General features: G+C 36.9%; 14 protein-coding genes. 3 read left to right on the top strand and 11 right to left on the bottom strand.

Annotation, left to right across the window (positions count from 1 at the left end):
* Positions 1-160: 160 nt before the first annotated feature.
* The 4 genes from M9426_RS06860 to M9426_RS06845 are packed head-to-tail and all read right to left on the bottom strand — an operon-like array spanning position 161 to position 4,963.
* Positions 161-862, bottom strand: a complete 702-nt coding sequence (locus M9426_RS06860; protein ID WP_250341771.1) for a CPBP family intramembrane glutamic endopeptidase — start codon at positions 860-862, stop codon at positions 161-163.
* Positions 849-1,388 carry a 5-formyltetrahydrofolate cyclo-ligase gene (locus M9426_RS06855; protein WP_148465306.1) on the bottom strand — a complete coding sequence of 180 codons (540 nt, stop codon included), beginning with the start codon at positions 1,386-1,388 and terminating at the stop codon, positions 849-851. The genes M9426_RS06860 and M9426_RS06855 overlap by 14 nt, the downstream gene beginning before the upstream one ends.
* A complete protein-coding gene (locus M9426_RS06850; RefSeq protein ID WP_250341770.1) occupies positions 1,381-3,993 on the bottom strand; it encodes a PD-(D/E)XK nuclease family protein in 2,613 nt (870 codons plus the stop codon). Before M9426_RS06850 ends, M9426_RS06855 begins: the two co-directional genes overlap by 8 nt.
* A complete protein-coding gene (locus tag M9426_RS06845; RefSeq protein ID WP_250341769.1) occupies positions 3,974-4,963 on the bottom strand; it encodes an RluA family pseudouridine synthase in 990 nt (329 codons plus the stop codon). The genes M9426_RS06850 and M9426_RS06845 overlap by 20 nt, the downstream gene beginning before the upstream one ends.
* A gap of 73 nt (positions 4,964-5,036) precedes the next feature.
* On the opposite strand from M9426_RS06845, the gene M9426_RS06840 reads away from it, so the two are divergent.
* The 3 genes from M9426_RS06840 to M9426_RS06830 all read left to right on the top strand — a co-directional run bounded on the left by M9426_RS06840 (position 5,037) and on the right by M9426_RS06830 (position 8,599).
* Positions 5,037-5,723: an endolytic transglycosylase MltG gene (locus M9426_RS06840; protein WP_250341768.1), complete on the top strand. Its 687-nt coding sequence runs from the start codon at positions 5,037-5,039 to the stop codon at positions 5,721-5,723.
* Positions 5,724-6,629: 906 nt separating this feature from the next.
* Entirely contained in the window at positions 6,630-7,715 is a 1,086-nt protein-coding gene (locus M9426_RS06835) for a M24 family metallopeptidase (protein ID WP_250341767.1), read from the top strand.
* A gap of 692 nt (positions 7,716-8,407) precedes the next feature.
* Positions 8,408-8,599, top strand: coding sequence for a hypothetical protein (locus M9426_RS06830; RefSeq protein ID WP_250341766.1), 192 nt, complete (start codon positions 8,408-8,410; stop codon positions 8,597-8,599).
* Between the two features lie 589 nt (positions 8,600-9,188).
* On the opposite strand, the gene M9426_RS06825 is transcribed toward M9426_RS06830, so the two are convergent.
* The 7 genes from M9426_RS06825 to M9426_RS06795 form a co-directional block, all read right to left on the bottom strand.
* Positions 9,189-9,335: a YvrJ family protein gene (locus tag M9426_RS06825; protein WP_005956291.1), complete on the bottom strand. Its 147-nt coding sequence runs from the start codon at positions 9,333-9,335 to the stop codon at positions 9,189-9,191.
* 31 nt (positions 9,336-9,366) lie between these two features.
* Complete coding sequence (locus M9426_RS06820; RefSeq protein WP_250341765.1) at positions 9,367-9,585, bottom strand: DUF2922 domain-containing protein; 219 nt, start codon at positions 9,583-9,585, stop codon at positions 9,367-9,369.
* A gap of 86 nt (positions 9,586-9,671) precedes the next feature.
* Positions 9,672-9,893 carry a DUF1659 domain-containing protein gene (locus M9426_RS06815; protein ID WP_195443387.1) on the bottom strand — a complete coding sequence of 74 codons (222 nt, stop codon included), beginning with the start codon at positions 9,891-9,893 and terminating at the stop codon, positions 9,672-9,674.
* An 83-nt stretch (positions 9,894-9,976) separates the two neighbouring features.
* Positions 9,977-10,453, bottom strand: a complete 477-nt coding sequence (locus tag M9426_RS06810) for a peptidoglycan recognition protein family protein (protein ID WP_195443389.1) — start codon at positions 10,451-10,453, stop codon at positions 9,977-9,979.
* 12 nt (positions 10,454-10,465) lie between these two features.
* Positions 10,466-11,206: a sigma-70 family RNA polymerase sigma factor gene (locus tag M9426_RS06805; protein WP_250341764.1), complete on the bottom strand. Its 741-nt coding sequence runs from the start codon at positions 11,204-11,206 to the stop codon at positions 10,466-10,468.
* A 1,219-nt stretch (positions 11,207-12,425) separates the two neighbouring features.
* On the bottom strand, positions 12,426-13,154 hold the full coding sequence (locus M9426_RS06800) for a hypothetical protein (protein WP_250341763.1): 729 nt from the start codon (positions 13,152-13,154) through the stop codon (positions 12,426-12,428).
* 109 nt (positions 13,155-13,263) lie between these two features.
* A complete protein-coding gene (locus M9426_RS06795; RefSeq protein ID WP_250341762.1) occupies positions 13,264-16,068 on the bottom strand; it encodes an S-layer homology domain-containing protein in 2,805 nt (934 codons plus the stop codon).
* Positions 16,069-16,580: the final 512 nt, after the last annotated feature.

The raw sequence follows: 16,580 nt of genomic DNA, 5'->3' as shown, positions 1-16,580 counted from the left end.
TTTAATTTTTATTAGCTTGTAATTTCCTCTAAGTTTATAAATTTCTCCAAGTTTATAATTTTCTACAAGGTCATAAATCTTTATAAAGTGACAAAGCTTTGCCAGTTCCTAAATTTTTATAAACTCCTACATTCTTACAAACTCATACTACTTCATAAGTCTATGCCATTTGACCAGCTGCTAGGTAAATCCAAATCAATACCCAGTCGTAAATCATGTGGACTAGGTAAGTCACTGTCAAGTTCTTTGAAAGGACATAGGACATGGAAAGTCCCGTTCTAATTATAGAAATCACAAGGACTGCCTGGAGGATGTTGAAATTGTAAGTTGTCAGATGCATGGCACCAAATATCACAGATGATACAAGGATTGCCGCAAGAGTCTTTAACTTTTCATTCTTTGTCCTCAACTTGTTAATCACAAACAAGAAGGGAATAATAAAAATTATCTCCTCAGCTATGAACTGGATCATAGTTGAAACAATAAACCTCTTTACATTTTCATCAGTTAAGACATCAAAAATTGGATTTGCCGAGCCTTGAATTCCCATTTGCGCCATAGCAATTGATGCAAAGACAACTGCCACAAAGGAAAATCCAAGTCCAAGAATAATGTAGAGAAGGTCCTTCATCTTTAAGGGCAAGAAAATTTTAAAAATGAATTGCCTATCTACTAGCCAAAGGGACATAAGGCACGAAGCACTTATTAAAAGGGCAATTAAGACTTCATTTTGACTTCCCAAGATTCCAAAAATCAAGCTCACCAAGAAGAATGAACCTATACAAAGAAAGAGTGACAGGACCCACTTCCACGTCTTGGCTTCTATCATTGGGTATTCTCTTTTATATTTATTCAAATTCAATCAGTCCCCTATCAGTTAAAAGATATTCAAGGGGCTTGTCGTAGTCTTCGTGAACAATACTTTCAACAAATTGGTCATAGTAACCAATCCCCATTCTTATTGTGTCTACTTTGGCAAAGAACTTGTCATAGTAGCCACCACCGTAGCCCAGCCTATAGCCTGCCTTGTCAAAGGCAAGTCCAGGTGTGATAGTCAAGTCAACATCAGTCACTTCTTCTCCAGACTTAGGTTCAAGAATCCCCATCTTGTTTGGCTCAAGGTCATCAATCCCCTTGACTTCAACAGCTATCATTTGGCTACCCTTGACAAGGGGCACCAAAAGTTTTTTTCCATCTGCCAAGATGTCCTCTATTATTCCCTTGGTGTCAACTTCTGACCTGTAAGAAATAAAAACAAAGACAGACTTGGCATTTTTATAAAGATCAAGTTCCCTTAAATTTTTTCTTATTAACTTGTCCTTGAGGTCCTTGTCCTCAACCTCTGCCCTAACTTTTGTATATTTTTTTCTAAGTTCTTTTTTATCCATTAAAACTCTCCTTATTCTCGCAAATTTCTAGGTAATCACAATTTTTGCAATCACTTGTGGATTCATAGTCGCCAGACCTAATATTAGAAGTCAGTCTGACTATCTCATCTTCAAATTTATTTAAGAGGTTCCTTAAATCTTCATCTGTAATATAATACCTTCCCTTGTCGTCCTTTGGCAGGAGGTCAGAGTTCTTTATCACAGTGGCGATTTCTCCCCTCTTAATAGACCCATAGTTGGCCATCGCTATCTTCTTACCCAGTTTTTTTCTCGCTATAGCATAAAGGGGCATTTGGAAAGACTTTAGTTCATCAATTTCCTTTTTCTTTTTGACACCTGACCTCTTGTAGTCCATGAGGATTTCCTTGTCCCCAAGGGCATCAATCCTGTCAATCCTTCCCCTGATTTTTAAAGAATTTATTTCTGTTTCAAAGCCTTCCTCAAAGTAGGCTGGCTTGTAACCATACTTGGCTTGGCCATCTAGGTCCTTCTTTATATAGTCGCCAAGAATTTTTTGTGAGTTTAGGACTGAAAGCTTATCAAAGAAAGAAAGATCATCAAAGTCCCCAAGATTTTCAACTTCCAAAATTATTTTTAAAAGTTTATCTTCATCAAAGCCCTCTTCTTGCTTGAAGTAGGTCTCCAAAACCTTATGGTATTTTTCTCCAGCTTCAATAAAAAATCTGTCCTCGTAGTCCTTTTCAAGCTTGCCAATCCTGTAGACTCTCTCAAAGAGGAAGCGTCTCGGGCAGTCCTTTAGGATGTCAAAATCTGTAACTGAATATGGTCTCTCAGAAATTTTTTTATTTATTTCTCCAAGCTGGCCTGCGTCTATTATATACTTGTTTTCTTTGACTTCTCTTGTCCTGTAGAGTTTTCCAGTCTCGTAAATTTTTTTAACTTCTTCTACTTCTAGGTCTATGTCAAGGATCAAAGAGTTCAAGAGTTTTGAAAACCCCTTGTCCTTGTCGCCACAGAGAATCAAAATATTTTCTGCAACAAGTAAGTCATAGATTAAATAAGAGTAGTCCCTCTTGAAGTTATCTTTTACAAGTCCAAGCTCTTCCATGACTTCCTGACTTTCTTGCTTGTAAATGAAGTTAGACCTCTTGTCCTCTTGATAAGAGTCGTCAAAGCCAATTAAAATTAAGTTTTTGAAGTCCCTATAATAGTTGGAAGCCTGGTTTGAAATTTCAAGACCTTCAAGATTTTGGACCTCATCAAGCCTAATCTTTTCAATATATTTTTTGAGGATCAAGACAAAGTCAGAAAGGTCTATGGACTTATAAAATTCTCTCAAAGCCTCCATCTTAACAAAGACTTGGTCGAGCTCTTCCAAAAATCTTTGGTCACGAATCAAGGGACTTTCAGGATCCCTCTCAAGGGCATTTTCAATTTTTTCCCTAGGACTTTCTAAGTAATTTTTGAAAAATTCAAGATAATATGAAAGATCTTCCCTTGGAGAAATTCTTTCATCCTTTAAAAGGTCCACTCCCCTTATAAAGTCCTCAAGCTCGCCTTCATTGAGCCTTAGGTCCCTTTGCTTAGAGAAGTCAATATCCCCTAAGTTTTTAAAATTATAGGACATAAGACTTGACTCAAGATTGATGACATCTACAGACAAAGGAAAGTAAGACAGCCTAAGGCGCTTCAAAGTATTTACCTTGGACTTGTCGAATAAATAATCTAAGAGAGCCACAAATTCTCTCTCTAGTAAAGACCTCTCCTTCCTTGGAAGATTATATTCAAGTCCTTGGAGCCTTCCCCTTCCCCTGATTTTCTCTGAAAGAATAGGCGATCCACTTAAAATTGTCAGGTCACTTACTTTTTCATCCTTCAACAAAAGCTTCACCTTAGAGAAAAATAAATTATAAAAATTGTCCTTTGAGGACAAAACTTTTATTTTGTCCCTATCTATTTCCCTCTTGTAGTCAATGGATTCTTTCTCATCAAGGACAAAGCCATAGCTTTCTAATTTTTTAATAAGCCCATGAAGAAGGTCTGACTCCATAAAGTTAAAGGGCAGGTCAATAAAAATATTTTTCCCTTCTTTTTCAGATAAGTCAGATAAAATTTTTATAATCTCTTCTTCAGTCTTACCAAATTCCAAAAAGCCAGAAATAATTATAGAGTCGAACTTACTTGCCCTAATGGACTCTTCCTTGACCCTTCCATATATGTCGTAGCCCTTATCAGCAAAGTAATTCACATAAGATTCAAAGACCTTGGCAAGGTCTACAAAAAGCTCTCCAGGAATTTTCTCAACATCTCTTGGTCCTAAATAATTTTCTGCAAGCTCATCAAAAAAATCTAGGACAAGGTCAACAGTCTCTGGAAAAATTTTAAAATCGCAAAGCTCTTCCTTCATAAGCTTTGACAAGACCAAATATTTTAAAATTCCATCTGGCCTCTTTGCCCTATTCTTTCTTCCAATCCCGTCAAAGGTCTCAAACTCAGTCTTGTTTATGTCCACGCCCCTTCTCAGCATGTCTCTTATGTAAAAATTTATGGCAGATTGAGAGGGCAAGACCACTAAAGTTTTCTCGCCCTTTAAATTTTCAAAATCTAAGTCCTCTCTTGGAGACCTATAAATTATTTTTTTCATTTAACAAATCCCCTAAATTTATCTTAAAAATATCTTCAGCTAGGTCCTTCATCTTACCATCAGGCAGGTAGACAAAGGACTTGCCCTTTAAGTTCTTAAAGGCATCTGCCCCAAAAACTATGGCGTAGTTGTGCAAGAACTGAGAATCCAGTCCCCTCTCTCTAAAGACCCTGTTGACCCTGTCCTCCCCATACTTCCTGTCTCCAACAATGGCAAGGCCCTCTTCCTTTAGGGAAGCCCTAATTTGGTGGGTCCTTCCAGTGATCAAGTTGACAGATAAAAGTGAGTAGTCCTTGTTGGAATTAAGGACCTTAAACTCTGTTATAGCCCTTTTGCCCTCCTCTCTCGAAGACTTCTTCATCACATTGTTGCCAGTCTTCTTGAGATTTATATCAACATCAAAATCTTTTGTCACCCTGCCAGCCACAAGAGTGAGGTAGAGTTTTTTGATCTCCCTCTTCTTTATGGCATCGTTTAAGTCCTGCAAAGCTTTTAAATTCTTTGCACCTATTAAGATACCAGAAGTATTCCTGTCGAGCCTATTTACAAAGGCAGGCCTAAAAGACTTCTCAAGCCTTGGATTGTAATCACCTTGAGCAATGAGATAGTCCACCATCCTGTCAAGAGCATTGTCTTGATAGGCCTTTGAGTCGTTGTGGGTAAGCATGTTGACGGGCTTCTTCACAAGGATGATGTCCTCATCCTCGTACAAGATATCTGGCAGCTTAGAATTTTTTGACTTCTTAATATCTTTCTTAAACTTCTCAATAGTCTCCTCTGCCAAAAATAATTTGATTTCGTCGCCTTCCCTCAAGATGTCCTCGGGCTTGGCCTTCTTGCCATTGACCACAATGTTCTTCTTTCTCAAATTTTTATATATAAAGGAAAGAGGCGCCTTCTCAAAATAGATTTTCAAAAACCTATCCAGCCTTCTTCCCTCGTCGTTCTTGTTAACAATAATTTCTCTCATAAAATCTCCAAACTTTTAATTTTACGCCTTTGCTGATATAATTATATCAAAACATGATGAAAAGAGGTTTATTTTGAATAATTTTAACAAAGGCAAACTCTTTTTTATTAAATTCTGCCAAGTTTTAATATCAATACTCTTCTTCTTATTCCTAATTTTTGTAATCAAGTGGAGGATGGATTCCCTTTACTTAAATTCCATTACCACAAAAGACATAAAAATTGGGATAGTCGACGAAGTGAAAAAAACTTATGGCGAGTTTCTTATCGCAACAGGCCTAAGAGAAGAAAAATTTGTTAAGCCCGTTGTCCTAATAGACGATGATAAAAAAGATGAAAAAGACGAAAATGTAAATTCTTTTACAGTTCCAGAGGGAACAAACCTAGATAGTCTTGGAGAACTTTTAATTTCCAAGGGACTAATTGCAGATATGCCAACTTACAGGGCCCTTGCAGAAGACATGCAAATCGGAGACAAGATTGTCCCAGGAGCCTATGAGTTCGCTAAGGGCATGAAGGTAAAGGAAATCCTTGCAGAAATAGCAGGCATAGAACTAAAAACTTACAAGCTAAATATTGCCGAAGGCGAAGGCCCAGCCCAAGTAGGCAAAAAACTCCTAGACCTTGGAGCAATAAAATCAGACCAAGCCTTCATAGCAGAATGCAATAGGTTAGGAATAACAGCCTTCGCACCAGGAGACCACGAATTCACAATGCCTATGAAGGTAGAAAATATAATAAAAACATTGACACAAAATTAATCTGTAGGAAACTACAGATTTTTTTATTTTTATAAAATTAAAAAATCGTGAAGCAAATGGTCAAAGAATTCGTCTTTATGAATCTTTATCGTAAAGCAGAGCTTTACTATTTCTTTCTAAGGAGGGGGAGCCAGGGGCGAGCGAGGCCCCTGACCCCCTCCTTAAACCTCCCCCCTGACCCCATCGCCCTAGCAGGGGCTCGACCCATTAATACGCAAAAAGCTCTCCGACTAAAAATTTCAAACTCGCTTCGCTCAAACAGTGAAATTTTTTTAACGTCTCCGAACTTTTTGCTTACTGCCTTATAAGCCCTTAGCGTATTGGCAAACTTTATGACCTCATAAAACTTCAACAAGCTGGAGCACTCCCGTAAGCTCATAACTAAATAGAAAGTTGTAAAAAGATAAAGCTTAATCGTTACTGATTAAGCTTTTTTTTATGCAAAACTTTTTACTATATGCTAGTTTTTGTTATGTGACTTTATATAAAATTGAAAACGTGTAAAGGTAAAACCGTGGACTAGAGGTCAAGAAACCCCGTAAGGCAAGACAGCCGTTAAAAAATTCAACTGTTTGAACTAAGCAATTAAATTTTTATCTTATTAAAGGTAGATATTTTATTAATTTTAAAGTTTTATAAAGAATAAGACTTAGCTTAGTGAGTTTTGAATTTTAGGCTGTCTGCCGCTCGGGGTTGTAAGCAAAGGCCCCTGCCAGGTCGTTGAAGGTGTTGGGGGTGGTCCGGAGGGGGAAGGACCAATCGAAAGGTCCTAACCCCCTCCGGATAAAGAATAGTAAAGCTTAGCTTTACAAAAACTTTCATTTAATAAAAATTCACCCTTTATCTTTAATTGGATATAAAGAAGAATTTATGATATATTTGAAAAAAAGAAACGGAGGACACACTATGCATAAAAATAGAATTGATAGACTTATAAAAAAAATGGAAGAAGCAAAACTTCCCCACATGATAATCTCTGACCCCTACGCAATATTTTATCTCCTTGACAGGATGATAGAACCAGGCGAAAGAGCCCTTGCCCTTTACATCCACAAGGACGGAGACATAAAGCTCCTCATCAACGAGCTTTTCCCTCAAGAAGAAGAGGCAGGCGTAGACTTTATTTGGTACAACGACATAGAAGATGGAATCGAAAAACTTTCCAAGTATATAAAAGACGACGAAGTCATAGGAATTGACAAATTCTGGTCAGCAAAGTTCCTTCTAAGACTTCAAGAAATCTTTCCAGATAAGAAATATGTAAATGGATCCACAATAGTTGACGGCGTTAGACGAATTAAGGACGAAGAAGAAAAACAACTAATGCGTGAATCCTCTGCCATTAACGATGCGGTAATGGAAGACCTCATCCCTTGGGTTGTTAAGGGCCTAAGCGAAAAAGAACTTTCCCAAAAGCTAAAAGAAATCTACAAGGCTCACGGAGTTGAAGAAGTATCCTTCGAACCAATCACAGCCTATGGAAGGTCTGCAGCAGACCCCCACCACTCCACAGACAACACAAAGGGCAAGCTAGGCGATTGCGTAGTCCTTGACATTGGAGGAATGTACAAAAATTACGCATCAGACATGACACGTACAGTATTCATTGGCAAAGTAAGTGACAGAGCGAGAGAAATCTACGAAATAGTAAAAGAAGCCAACCTAAGAGGAATCGCCGCAGCAAAGCCAGGCAACAAAATGTCAGACGTAGACAAGGCAGCAAGATCCTATATAGAAGAAAAAGGCTACGGCAAATACTTCACCCACAGAACAGGCCACTCCATAGGGCTAGAAACCCACGAAGAAGGAGACGTATCATCAGTAAACGACAGCATAATAGAAGTAGGACAAATCTTCTCCGTAGAACCAGGCATCTATTTGTTAGAAGAAGGAATAGGAGTTAGGATAGAAGATTTAGTATTAATAACAGAAGATGGGTGTGAAGTTCTTAATAAAGTTTCAAAAGACTTGAGAGTAGTGCCGGTAGAATAAAATTTTTTTAAAGCTAAAGCTTTTAGATTTCTGTATAAAGATTTAATATTTAAGAAGTTCTTGTAAATCAGAGCTTTACGAATCAATATTGGAGGGGCTTAGGGGCATCGTGAGGTTTGGTATAAAAGACTTAGTCTTTGTAAATCTTTCTAAAGCCTAAGGCTTTAATTCTTCTCTTGGAGGGGACTTAGGGCGTTTCGATTCGCCCTTGTCCCCTCCATACCTCCCCTGAACACCCCCAACGACCTGGCAGGGGCCTTGGCAAACAACCCCGAGCGGCAGCCATCCTAAAAATTCAAAACTTGCTCGCTTTAAACTTTTAAAAACTAAAAATAATTTATCAATAGAGTCAGAAACACCTGACTCTATTTTTTATTGCGAGCTTCGCGTGAACCTAATCAAGTCAAAGTTCGCTACGCTCCTTTTCCTTGTAAGGTTCATCGGCTGAGCAAATAAATTTGCTCAAGCACATTGAATTTTTTTAACGGCTGCCTTGCCTTACGGGGTTTCTCAATCATTAGTCCACGGTTTTACCTCTGCACTGCTTCAAATTTATGTAGGATCACTTAACCCTACCTAACAAATGGAATTAACTTTTGCATTAAAATAGATTAATTAGTAAAATATTGATTTCCTTGTCGTATTGAAAAATATGCCTAGTATACATATAATTACCTTAAGGAGCTGGTTTTATGTCTAAGGCTAAATTATCTTTTAACAAGAATCAAGAAAATTGTGTTGATAATAAAACAGACGAAGATAGGATGTTTGAAAATGCAAGAAATTTTGTTGATAATCATATTGACGCTTTTAAAAAACTTGCAGAAATAAGTGATAATATTATGGATAAGTATGATGAAACTTTTAGGGAATTGGGAAAGTAATTTTAGTCTAAAGTTCTCAAAAAATTGTTAAACCTATAAAAATTAAATCAAAAAAAGAAAAGCTTAATCAATAAAGGATTAAGCTTTTCTTTTTATACATTCATATTTAATTGTTGCGTTGGCAATTATGCCCCAGCTTGTTGAAGTGTGATAATGTTACAACTTTTGCCAATACGCCGCAAGCTAATGAGGCAGTAAGCAAAAAGGCTGGAAGCGTTAAAAATTTTCAATGTTTGAACGATAGTGAGTTTTTGAAAATTTAGCTGGAAGCCTTTTTGCGTATTAACGGGTCGAGCCCCTGCTAGGGCGATGGGGTCAGGGGGGAGGTTTAAGGAGGGGGTCAGGGGCCTCGCCCGCCCCTGGCTCCCCCTCCTTAGAAAGGCATCTAAAAGCGTCAGCTTTTTGAATAATTTTGTTAGCTTGCTAACCCCCTCCGGAAAGGGATTAGTAAAGCTCTGCTTTACACAAACTCCATTAAAGATGAAATCTTTATCAACCAATCCAAAATTAAAGCTTTTACCCTATTTTTGCGCAAAAAAATAAAGAACCCATAAAGATTCTTTCCAGAGTTTTAACAATAAAACTCAACTCATTTCCCCATATTCTCCAAAGCCTTAGAAAGCTCTACAATAACTTCCTTTAGCTCCTCCATCTTCTTTTCCAACCTCACCAAGAGATAGCAAGAGATGGCAATGGGAAAACCAATATTTGAAATGTTAGCTAATAAATCTTCCATCTTAATCAACCTTACTAGACCTTACTCAAGCTTACTCAAGAGCTGTTTCTTTTCTAGTTACAATCGCAGCCCCGTTGAAAGTCTTGACAAAGCCAACCTTCCCTTGCACAAGCTTATTACTAGTGATGTTATTAGACACAGCCTTCACATCTTCTATCCCAACATTTTCCATAGGGTTAGAGATTGTAAGAGTCCAAGGCTTGCCACCTTCATCAACAAAACTCATTCTTAAAGTTCTCGTTTCCTTCATATTAAAAATCTCCTTTCATAAAATACATAACAAGTGAAATCCAAAAATTTCACGCCAACAAGCTACCAAGCAAAAGATTATAAATCTTAAGCTTCATTTGCTAAAACTTCTTCAGTGATTAAAGATGATGTAGAGAAGTTTCCTTCAACAAGAGGGTTAAGACCAGAAGAAAGACTATATAAGTTTTCTTTAGAAGCCTGAGGATTAATACCCTTGATGGAAACAGTTCTTCTCTTCATCACGCCAGAAGACTCGTCAGTAAAAACTGACTTAAGCATAAGTTTAGTTTCCTTAACTTTAACTGCCATTATTTTCACCTCCTACTATATACATAGAAAAAATTCCCAAAAGTTGCTATGCTAAAATAAAAATTTTTTTGAAAAATTGAAAATTATATAGAAGCCTTAAAAGCCCACCACTTTTTCCAATTATTCTCAGACATAGAGCGAGGACAAATCTTGCGGGAAGCATCATAATGCCTTACCACCCTCTCAAGGGGAATATTATAAAGACCCATGAGATACCTAATAATCTTTCTTGCATTCTCAAGAGCGGCCTCATAATTGCCATCCCTATTGATACAGATCTCAACCCCAATAGAATTAGAATTAGTGATCCCATACCTGCCGTGACCATCGCCACAGTGCCAAGAAGCATTAGCAGTCTCAACAGTCTCCACAATCCTCACATCATCCACAAAATAATGAGCCGAAGCCTGCCTGTTGCCACCGTTAAAATACCTAAAGTGAGCAAGAGCATCAGCACCAGGATTAGGATTGCCAGTGTCGTGGACCACAATAAATCTCGGAGTCACATTCCCCGCCCTCTTCATAAAGTTATAGCGAATAAGTTTCTTTTCAATCAACATAAAAACACCTCCTTACAAATTATTATTAAGAATAAATTTACGCAGGTTCGCAATAGCATTGCGCTTGAGGTTAACCACAGTCCACCTAGAGATACCAAGAAAATTAGCAATCTCACTGAAGCCCAGACGCTCATAAAAGAAAAGCCTAACCACCAGCGCCTGTCTTGGAGTAAGACTATCAAGAGCCTCCTTCAAGATACCCAGCCTCTCAGCCTCCAAAAAGTCCGACTCAATATCCACCCCAGCATCAAGAGAATCAAAAATAGACAGACCCTCTTCATCAGGAGCATCATCATGAAGATCCCCCTCCACATTAGTGAGGTACTTGTAGGTATTAAGATAAAAATACATAAGCGAAGACTTAACATACTTAAGGAAGGATCTCTTCCCATCAAAATCTTCAAGACATTCCAAGACCATATAACGGCCATCAGAATAAAGATCCTCAAACTCAGAATAAACTGGGCAATACCTCTTAATCGAAGACCTAATAAGAGGGTCAAGCATAGATAAGATCTTTGCCCTTGCCCTCTCCTCGCCAACAAGAGCAGACCTCAGAACCCTGTCAAAATCCTCATAAGAATTTTTCTTCAAAGACTCAGGGCTCTTAGAAGACCCATAGTCCCTGGATCCAGTCCAAAGATCCCCCTCAAGATTATAAATTTCCTTCATGTCCCCCCTAGGACTTATGATTTTGCTCATATTACTTCCTCCAATCCTATTATCATCTTCCCTCCTATCAAAAATCTCCATCTAGCTTACCTCCTTTTGTAAATTATTCTTAAGGATATTATAGAACTTCCGTTTTAAATTGTCAATCATTTGTTTAAACTTATTTTCTTTATAGAAAATATGGAAAAGAATCTTTTGAAAATTGTTGGAAAAGCTTCGCTTTTAAAGGTTTTTTGTAAAGCAGAGCTTTACTATTTATCTTATGGAGGGGACTTAGGGCGTTTCGATTCGCCCTTGTCCCCTCCATACCTCCCCTGAACACCCCCAACGACCTAGCAGGGGCTCAACCCATTAATACGCAAAAAGCTCTCCGACTAAAAATTTCAAACTACTCACTTCGTTCGCTCGAACAGTGAAATTTTTTTAACGTCTCCGAACTTTTTGCTTACTGCTTTAATAGATTGCAATTTATTGGCAAAGTCTACGACCTCATCACACTTCAAGAAGCTGGGGCACTGGATAAGCTCACGATTAAGTATAAAGTTATACTTCCTTATTAAGTGATAACATCTTATAGGCTTACTATTAAATATAAAGTTGTCGATCCTTATTAAGTCATGAATGTTTACAAGCTTATAAATAATTACAAAGTTATAAAAAGAAGAAGCTTAACCGAATATGATTAAGCTTCTTTTGATATGCAAGTTTTAAATTGTTGTTAGGTTTGTTTAAGTAACTCAGCATAAGTTTGAAAAGGTGTTGAGGTAAAACCACTAACTAATGGTTGAAAAACCCCGTAAGGCAAGACAGCCGTTAAAAAAATTCAATGTGCTTGAGCAAATTTATTTGCTCAACCGATGAACCTTACAAGGAAAAGGAGCGAAGCGAACTTTGACTTGATTAGGTTCACGCGAAGCTCGCAATAAAAAAATAGAGCCAGGTGCTTCTGACTCTCTTAATAAATTATCTTTAATTTGTAAAAGTTTGTAGCGAGCAAGTTGTGAATTTTTAGGATGGCTGCCGCTCGGGGTTGTTGGCAAAGGCCCCTGCCAGGTCGTTGGGGGTGGTAAGGGGAGGTTTGGAGGGGACAAGGGCGAATCGAAACGCCCTAAGTCCCCTCCAAGAGAAGAATTAAAGCCTTAGGCTTTAGAAAAGATTTATAAGGACGAAGTCTTTATCCAAAAACTTCACGATGCCCCTACGCCCCTCCAATAAGGATTCCAAAAGCCTCAGCTTTTAATAAAACTTTTTAAACAAAACTTCTTTCCAACTTTCTTTAAAGAAAAAAATAAAGCAGACCTCAATCTGCTTCGTCTTTTATCCTATTCCATGTTCCGTTGAATATTTCTGTGTACTTGCTTATTATTTCTTTTCTTTTAAGTCCAGTCAATTTATCTGCTTCATTATAATTTTTTAAAATTGTTATAGTATCTTCCAAGAATTTTATTTGATCTTTTAAGTCCTTATTTTCCTTTTCTAAGTCATCACGACTCTTTGTGGCATTAGAATCCTTATCCTCATCACTATCTAAATTTCTATTGAAGTTCAATTGAACATCAAGTTCCTTTGAGTTTGCATAATAATACAAGAGCTCTACAGTGTCACGTTCATTCTTGTTCTTCTTATCTTTATCTTTTTTCACATTTAAGTTGCTAATTATTAGGTAATAGAGTTCCCTTGCCTTATCTTTTTTATCCTTTAAGACATTTTTTACCTTAGAGTTGCTAGTGATAGCCAAGAACTCTGCTAGGGCTTCTTGCATCTTATGTAACCACTCTATCCTCTCCCTAGTTACTATTTCTTTATAAGTTTGCTTCTTATTAAAATAAAAACCAGCTAAGACTCCGTTAACACCTATAAGAGCAGCTAGGACTGTCCCCACAAGATTTTCGCCTAAGATTTTATAATGTAATATCATCAAGAATAAAATAACAATAAATAAAAGGTTAAAGCATAAAACACCTATCAAAATGCAAAAAGTTTTTTCTAAATTATTTTCACTAGAATCTAAATTTAACTTATCATCCATACTACCACCTCTTGCCATAATTCTACCAGAAAAAATATATATGTACAAAAAGAAAAACCCGAGAGTTTCCTCTCAGGTTTTATCTTTAAAGTTTAATTAGTTAGACTAATTATTTTACAGCAAAAGTAATTTCTTTTTCTGCGCCTTCTTTTTGGTCAATTTTAAGATTGTCAGATACTACTTTAACTTTAACTTTTTTATCTGCTGTATTAATGTCACCAATAACAACTTTAGCGTCAGCTGGTTTTCCTTCTACATCTTTAATTGCAGCTTCAACTGCAGCTTTAACATTTGCTTCAAGTTCAGTTTTTGAATCAGAAGATTTTACTTCAAGATTTGCTAATTTTGCAAATACAGCTTTTGCATAATTATCATAAGCTGTTTGTTTTTCAGCTACTGCTAATTTATCTTCAGCTGCTTTGATAGTCTTGTTGTAAGCATCGATTCTAGCTTGAAGATCGTCTTTTCCTTTAGAGTCTTTTAAAGCGTCAACTAATTTTTGAGCTTTAGCTGCTTCTTCTTTAGCTGCTTTTATAGCTGCTTCATTAGAATCAACACTCTTAGTTTTGAATTCTACAGGTGTTGCTTTTTGAGCAGGAACTACTTTTTCGTCTCTATATTTTTTGATTTCATCTTTAGCTGCTTTCTTTTCATTGTAGCTTGCATCTTTTACTTTATCAATATCTTCATTTGCTTTATCGAAATCAGTAGAAAGTAATCCGCTTTCGTAGTAAGCATTAACAACTTTTTCAAGTTCAGTTAAGTTCTTGTTAGCTTTTGGAGCGATTAGAACATTTTTACCATCATTTAACATGAAGTCATAAGCTCTAACGTCATTTTCATAGTTTTTGTTTTCAGCTTTGAATTTAACTTCTTTTCCTACATATGCTTTTAGAGCATCTGCAAGTTCTCTGTCAACTTTGTAAGTCTTAGTTGTGTTGTTAAGACCTGCATCCCAGTTGTCAGATTCGATCTTAATTTCAACTTGTTTTTCTCCAACCCATTTGATTACACCAACAACAGTGTGATCTTCAATTCCTTGAACAACCTTTAGAACAGAACCTGATTTATCAAATAGGTCTCTTGTGTCCTTTGAATCATCAAGAATTGATACGATTTCGATGTCTCTAGCATCTTTGTTGTTAGCAGTGAATTGTAGGTAGTCACCCTTAGCTAAATCTTTGTATTGTTTAGCATTAAAGATGTCTGCATCGCCTACATAAAGAAGAGTTTCGTTTCCGAATCTATCTTCTACTCTGATTTCATCGTTATCAAATACTCTTAAAACTCTTACTACAGGGAATGCTTTTTCATCGCTGTGGTCAAGAAGTCTGTCGATAACATCTCCACGAGTTTCGATAACGTCAAGTAGGTCACCGTAGTTTAGTGGGAAGTTAGCTTTGTTAAGAACGTTGTCTCTGTCGTAAAGTTTTCCATCAGTATCTTCTAGAGTAGAAGAGAACTTAGAAGAAGAAGAGTTAATTACTCTGTATCTGTCTCCATCGTTGTCTTTAGATACTACGTTAAATACGATAACTTTAGCAGTGCTTCTTTCAGAATTGAAAGATTTTACAGCTGATTTGTGATCATCTGTGTCGAATCCTGCATAAACGTTAGGAATCTTATAGTCTTTTCCATAGTTGTGGAAACCGATTAATGAAAGTGCTTCATTAATGTCTTTAACTTCTTTCATAATGTTGTTGTATGGGTTAGCAACATAGATTTCAGTTTTGTCGTTAACTTTTAGGTTAGCTAGTTCGTTTCCATTAGCTTTGTGGAATTTGATATAGTCTGCTTTAGTCTTTGAACCGTTAAGAGTTACAGTAGCATATGCTCTGTCAACTTTCTTTTGGTCAAGATCTTTTAGAGATTCAATGTTCTTGTAGTAGTTTGTTTCTACTGTAGCGTCAGCAACGCCTTCCCAGATGTGGTTGTCAGTGTCAAGAAGTTCTCCTTCTTTGTCTGTTCTTGCAAGTACTTCTGGGTTACCAAGTTCGATAATGTGAGTTACTTCGTTCTTGTCATTTACAAGAATTCTTACTAGAGATCCTTTGTAAAGATCAAGGTTGTTAAGGCTGTTAACTTTAACGATTTGTTTTCTAACGTTAATACCATCAACGATTACTGTATCACCAGTGATAGTGTATTCTTTTTCGCTATCTTGGTTAAGAGTAAGTTTAGAGTTAGTTAAGTTAGAAACAATACCTCTTGTTTCGTTAGCTGGAACTCTCTTGAATTCTTTCATTGCATATAGAGCATTGTAAACCATAGTGAATGCATCTGCTCTGTTAGCTGCTTTGTTAGAATCAACAACGTTTACGTCATCAAGAATTCCTAGTTGAGCTGCCCATGTCATCCATGAAGTTGCCCATTTAGCGTTTTTAACCATGTCTGCTGTAAGGTCTTCTTTAGCAAGAACTACTAGCATTTTAGCTAATTCAGCATAAGTTACGTCGTTTTCTGGCTTGAATGATCCATCAGGGTATCCTGCTAGCATAGCAATTCCGTTAGCGTCAGATGGAACTGTAGTTCCTACTGAGATAACTCCGTTTGCCCAGTGCTTAGCATCTACGTCAGAGTAGATTTTCATTGATCCTTGTAGTTGTTTTGCTAATTCTTCGTTACCATTAGCAAGTACAAGAAGTCTTGTAATTTCGGATCTCTTGATGTTTTTGTCAAGTCCGTAAGTTCCGTCTTCGTAGCCTTCAACAAGCTTTTTGTCGATTACGTATTGGATTTTGTTATCTTTTCCAACTACTTTTTCAACTTTTTCTCCAGCTTTTGCTTTTTTAGTTTCAGTCTTTTTAACTTCTTCTTTTTTAGCATCAGCTTTAGCTGCTTCGGCGAAGACACTTGTGAATGTTCCTAGTACCATAACTAGTGCTAGTACTAGAGAAATAATTTTCTTGTTCATTTGTCTTTCGACCTCCTTAAAAATTTTGTAGATTCTACAAAAGTCTCAAACTTTTGTCGCCGAGACTGAACTATCTCGGCTAAGAGGTCGACAAATAAATATCGCCTTTTGGTTTTATTTAGTTGTCATGTTCCTCTTGTGTCTCTATTATACACTAGAATTTTGCTTTGTAAAATTACAATTACATTACATAAAGGAAATATGCGAAATTCTTTTGCAACATTCCCTCTTGTGATGGCTTGTATTTTATTTGGCTCTTTCTCGTGTTAATAGGGCGATCTTTTTAGACCGTATGTAGAATTATAACAAAAGGGTTACAGGATTGCAATTTTTTATTTTTTTCTTTTCTAATTTGATAAAGAAAGAAAATGGAAAGAAAATGTTGGTTAAAGAAGTTTTTAAAAGCTGACGCTTTTATAATTGCTCTTGGAGGGGCAAGGGGCCTCACGATGCCCCTTGCCCCTCCAAACCACCCCCTTCACCCCACGTACGTTGAGTCCAAAAAAATCGGT

The sequence above is a fragment of the Peptoniphilus genitalis genome (genome assembly GCF_023614525.1).
Classification (GTDB): Bacteria; Bacillota; Clostridia; order Tissierellales; family Peptoniphilaceae; genus Peptoniphilus_A; species Peptoniphilus_A genitalis.
This window is presented reverse-complemented; position numbering and strand designations above follow the sequence as displayed.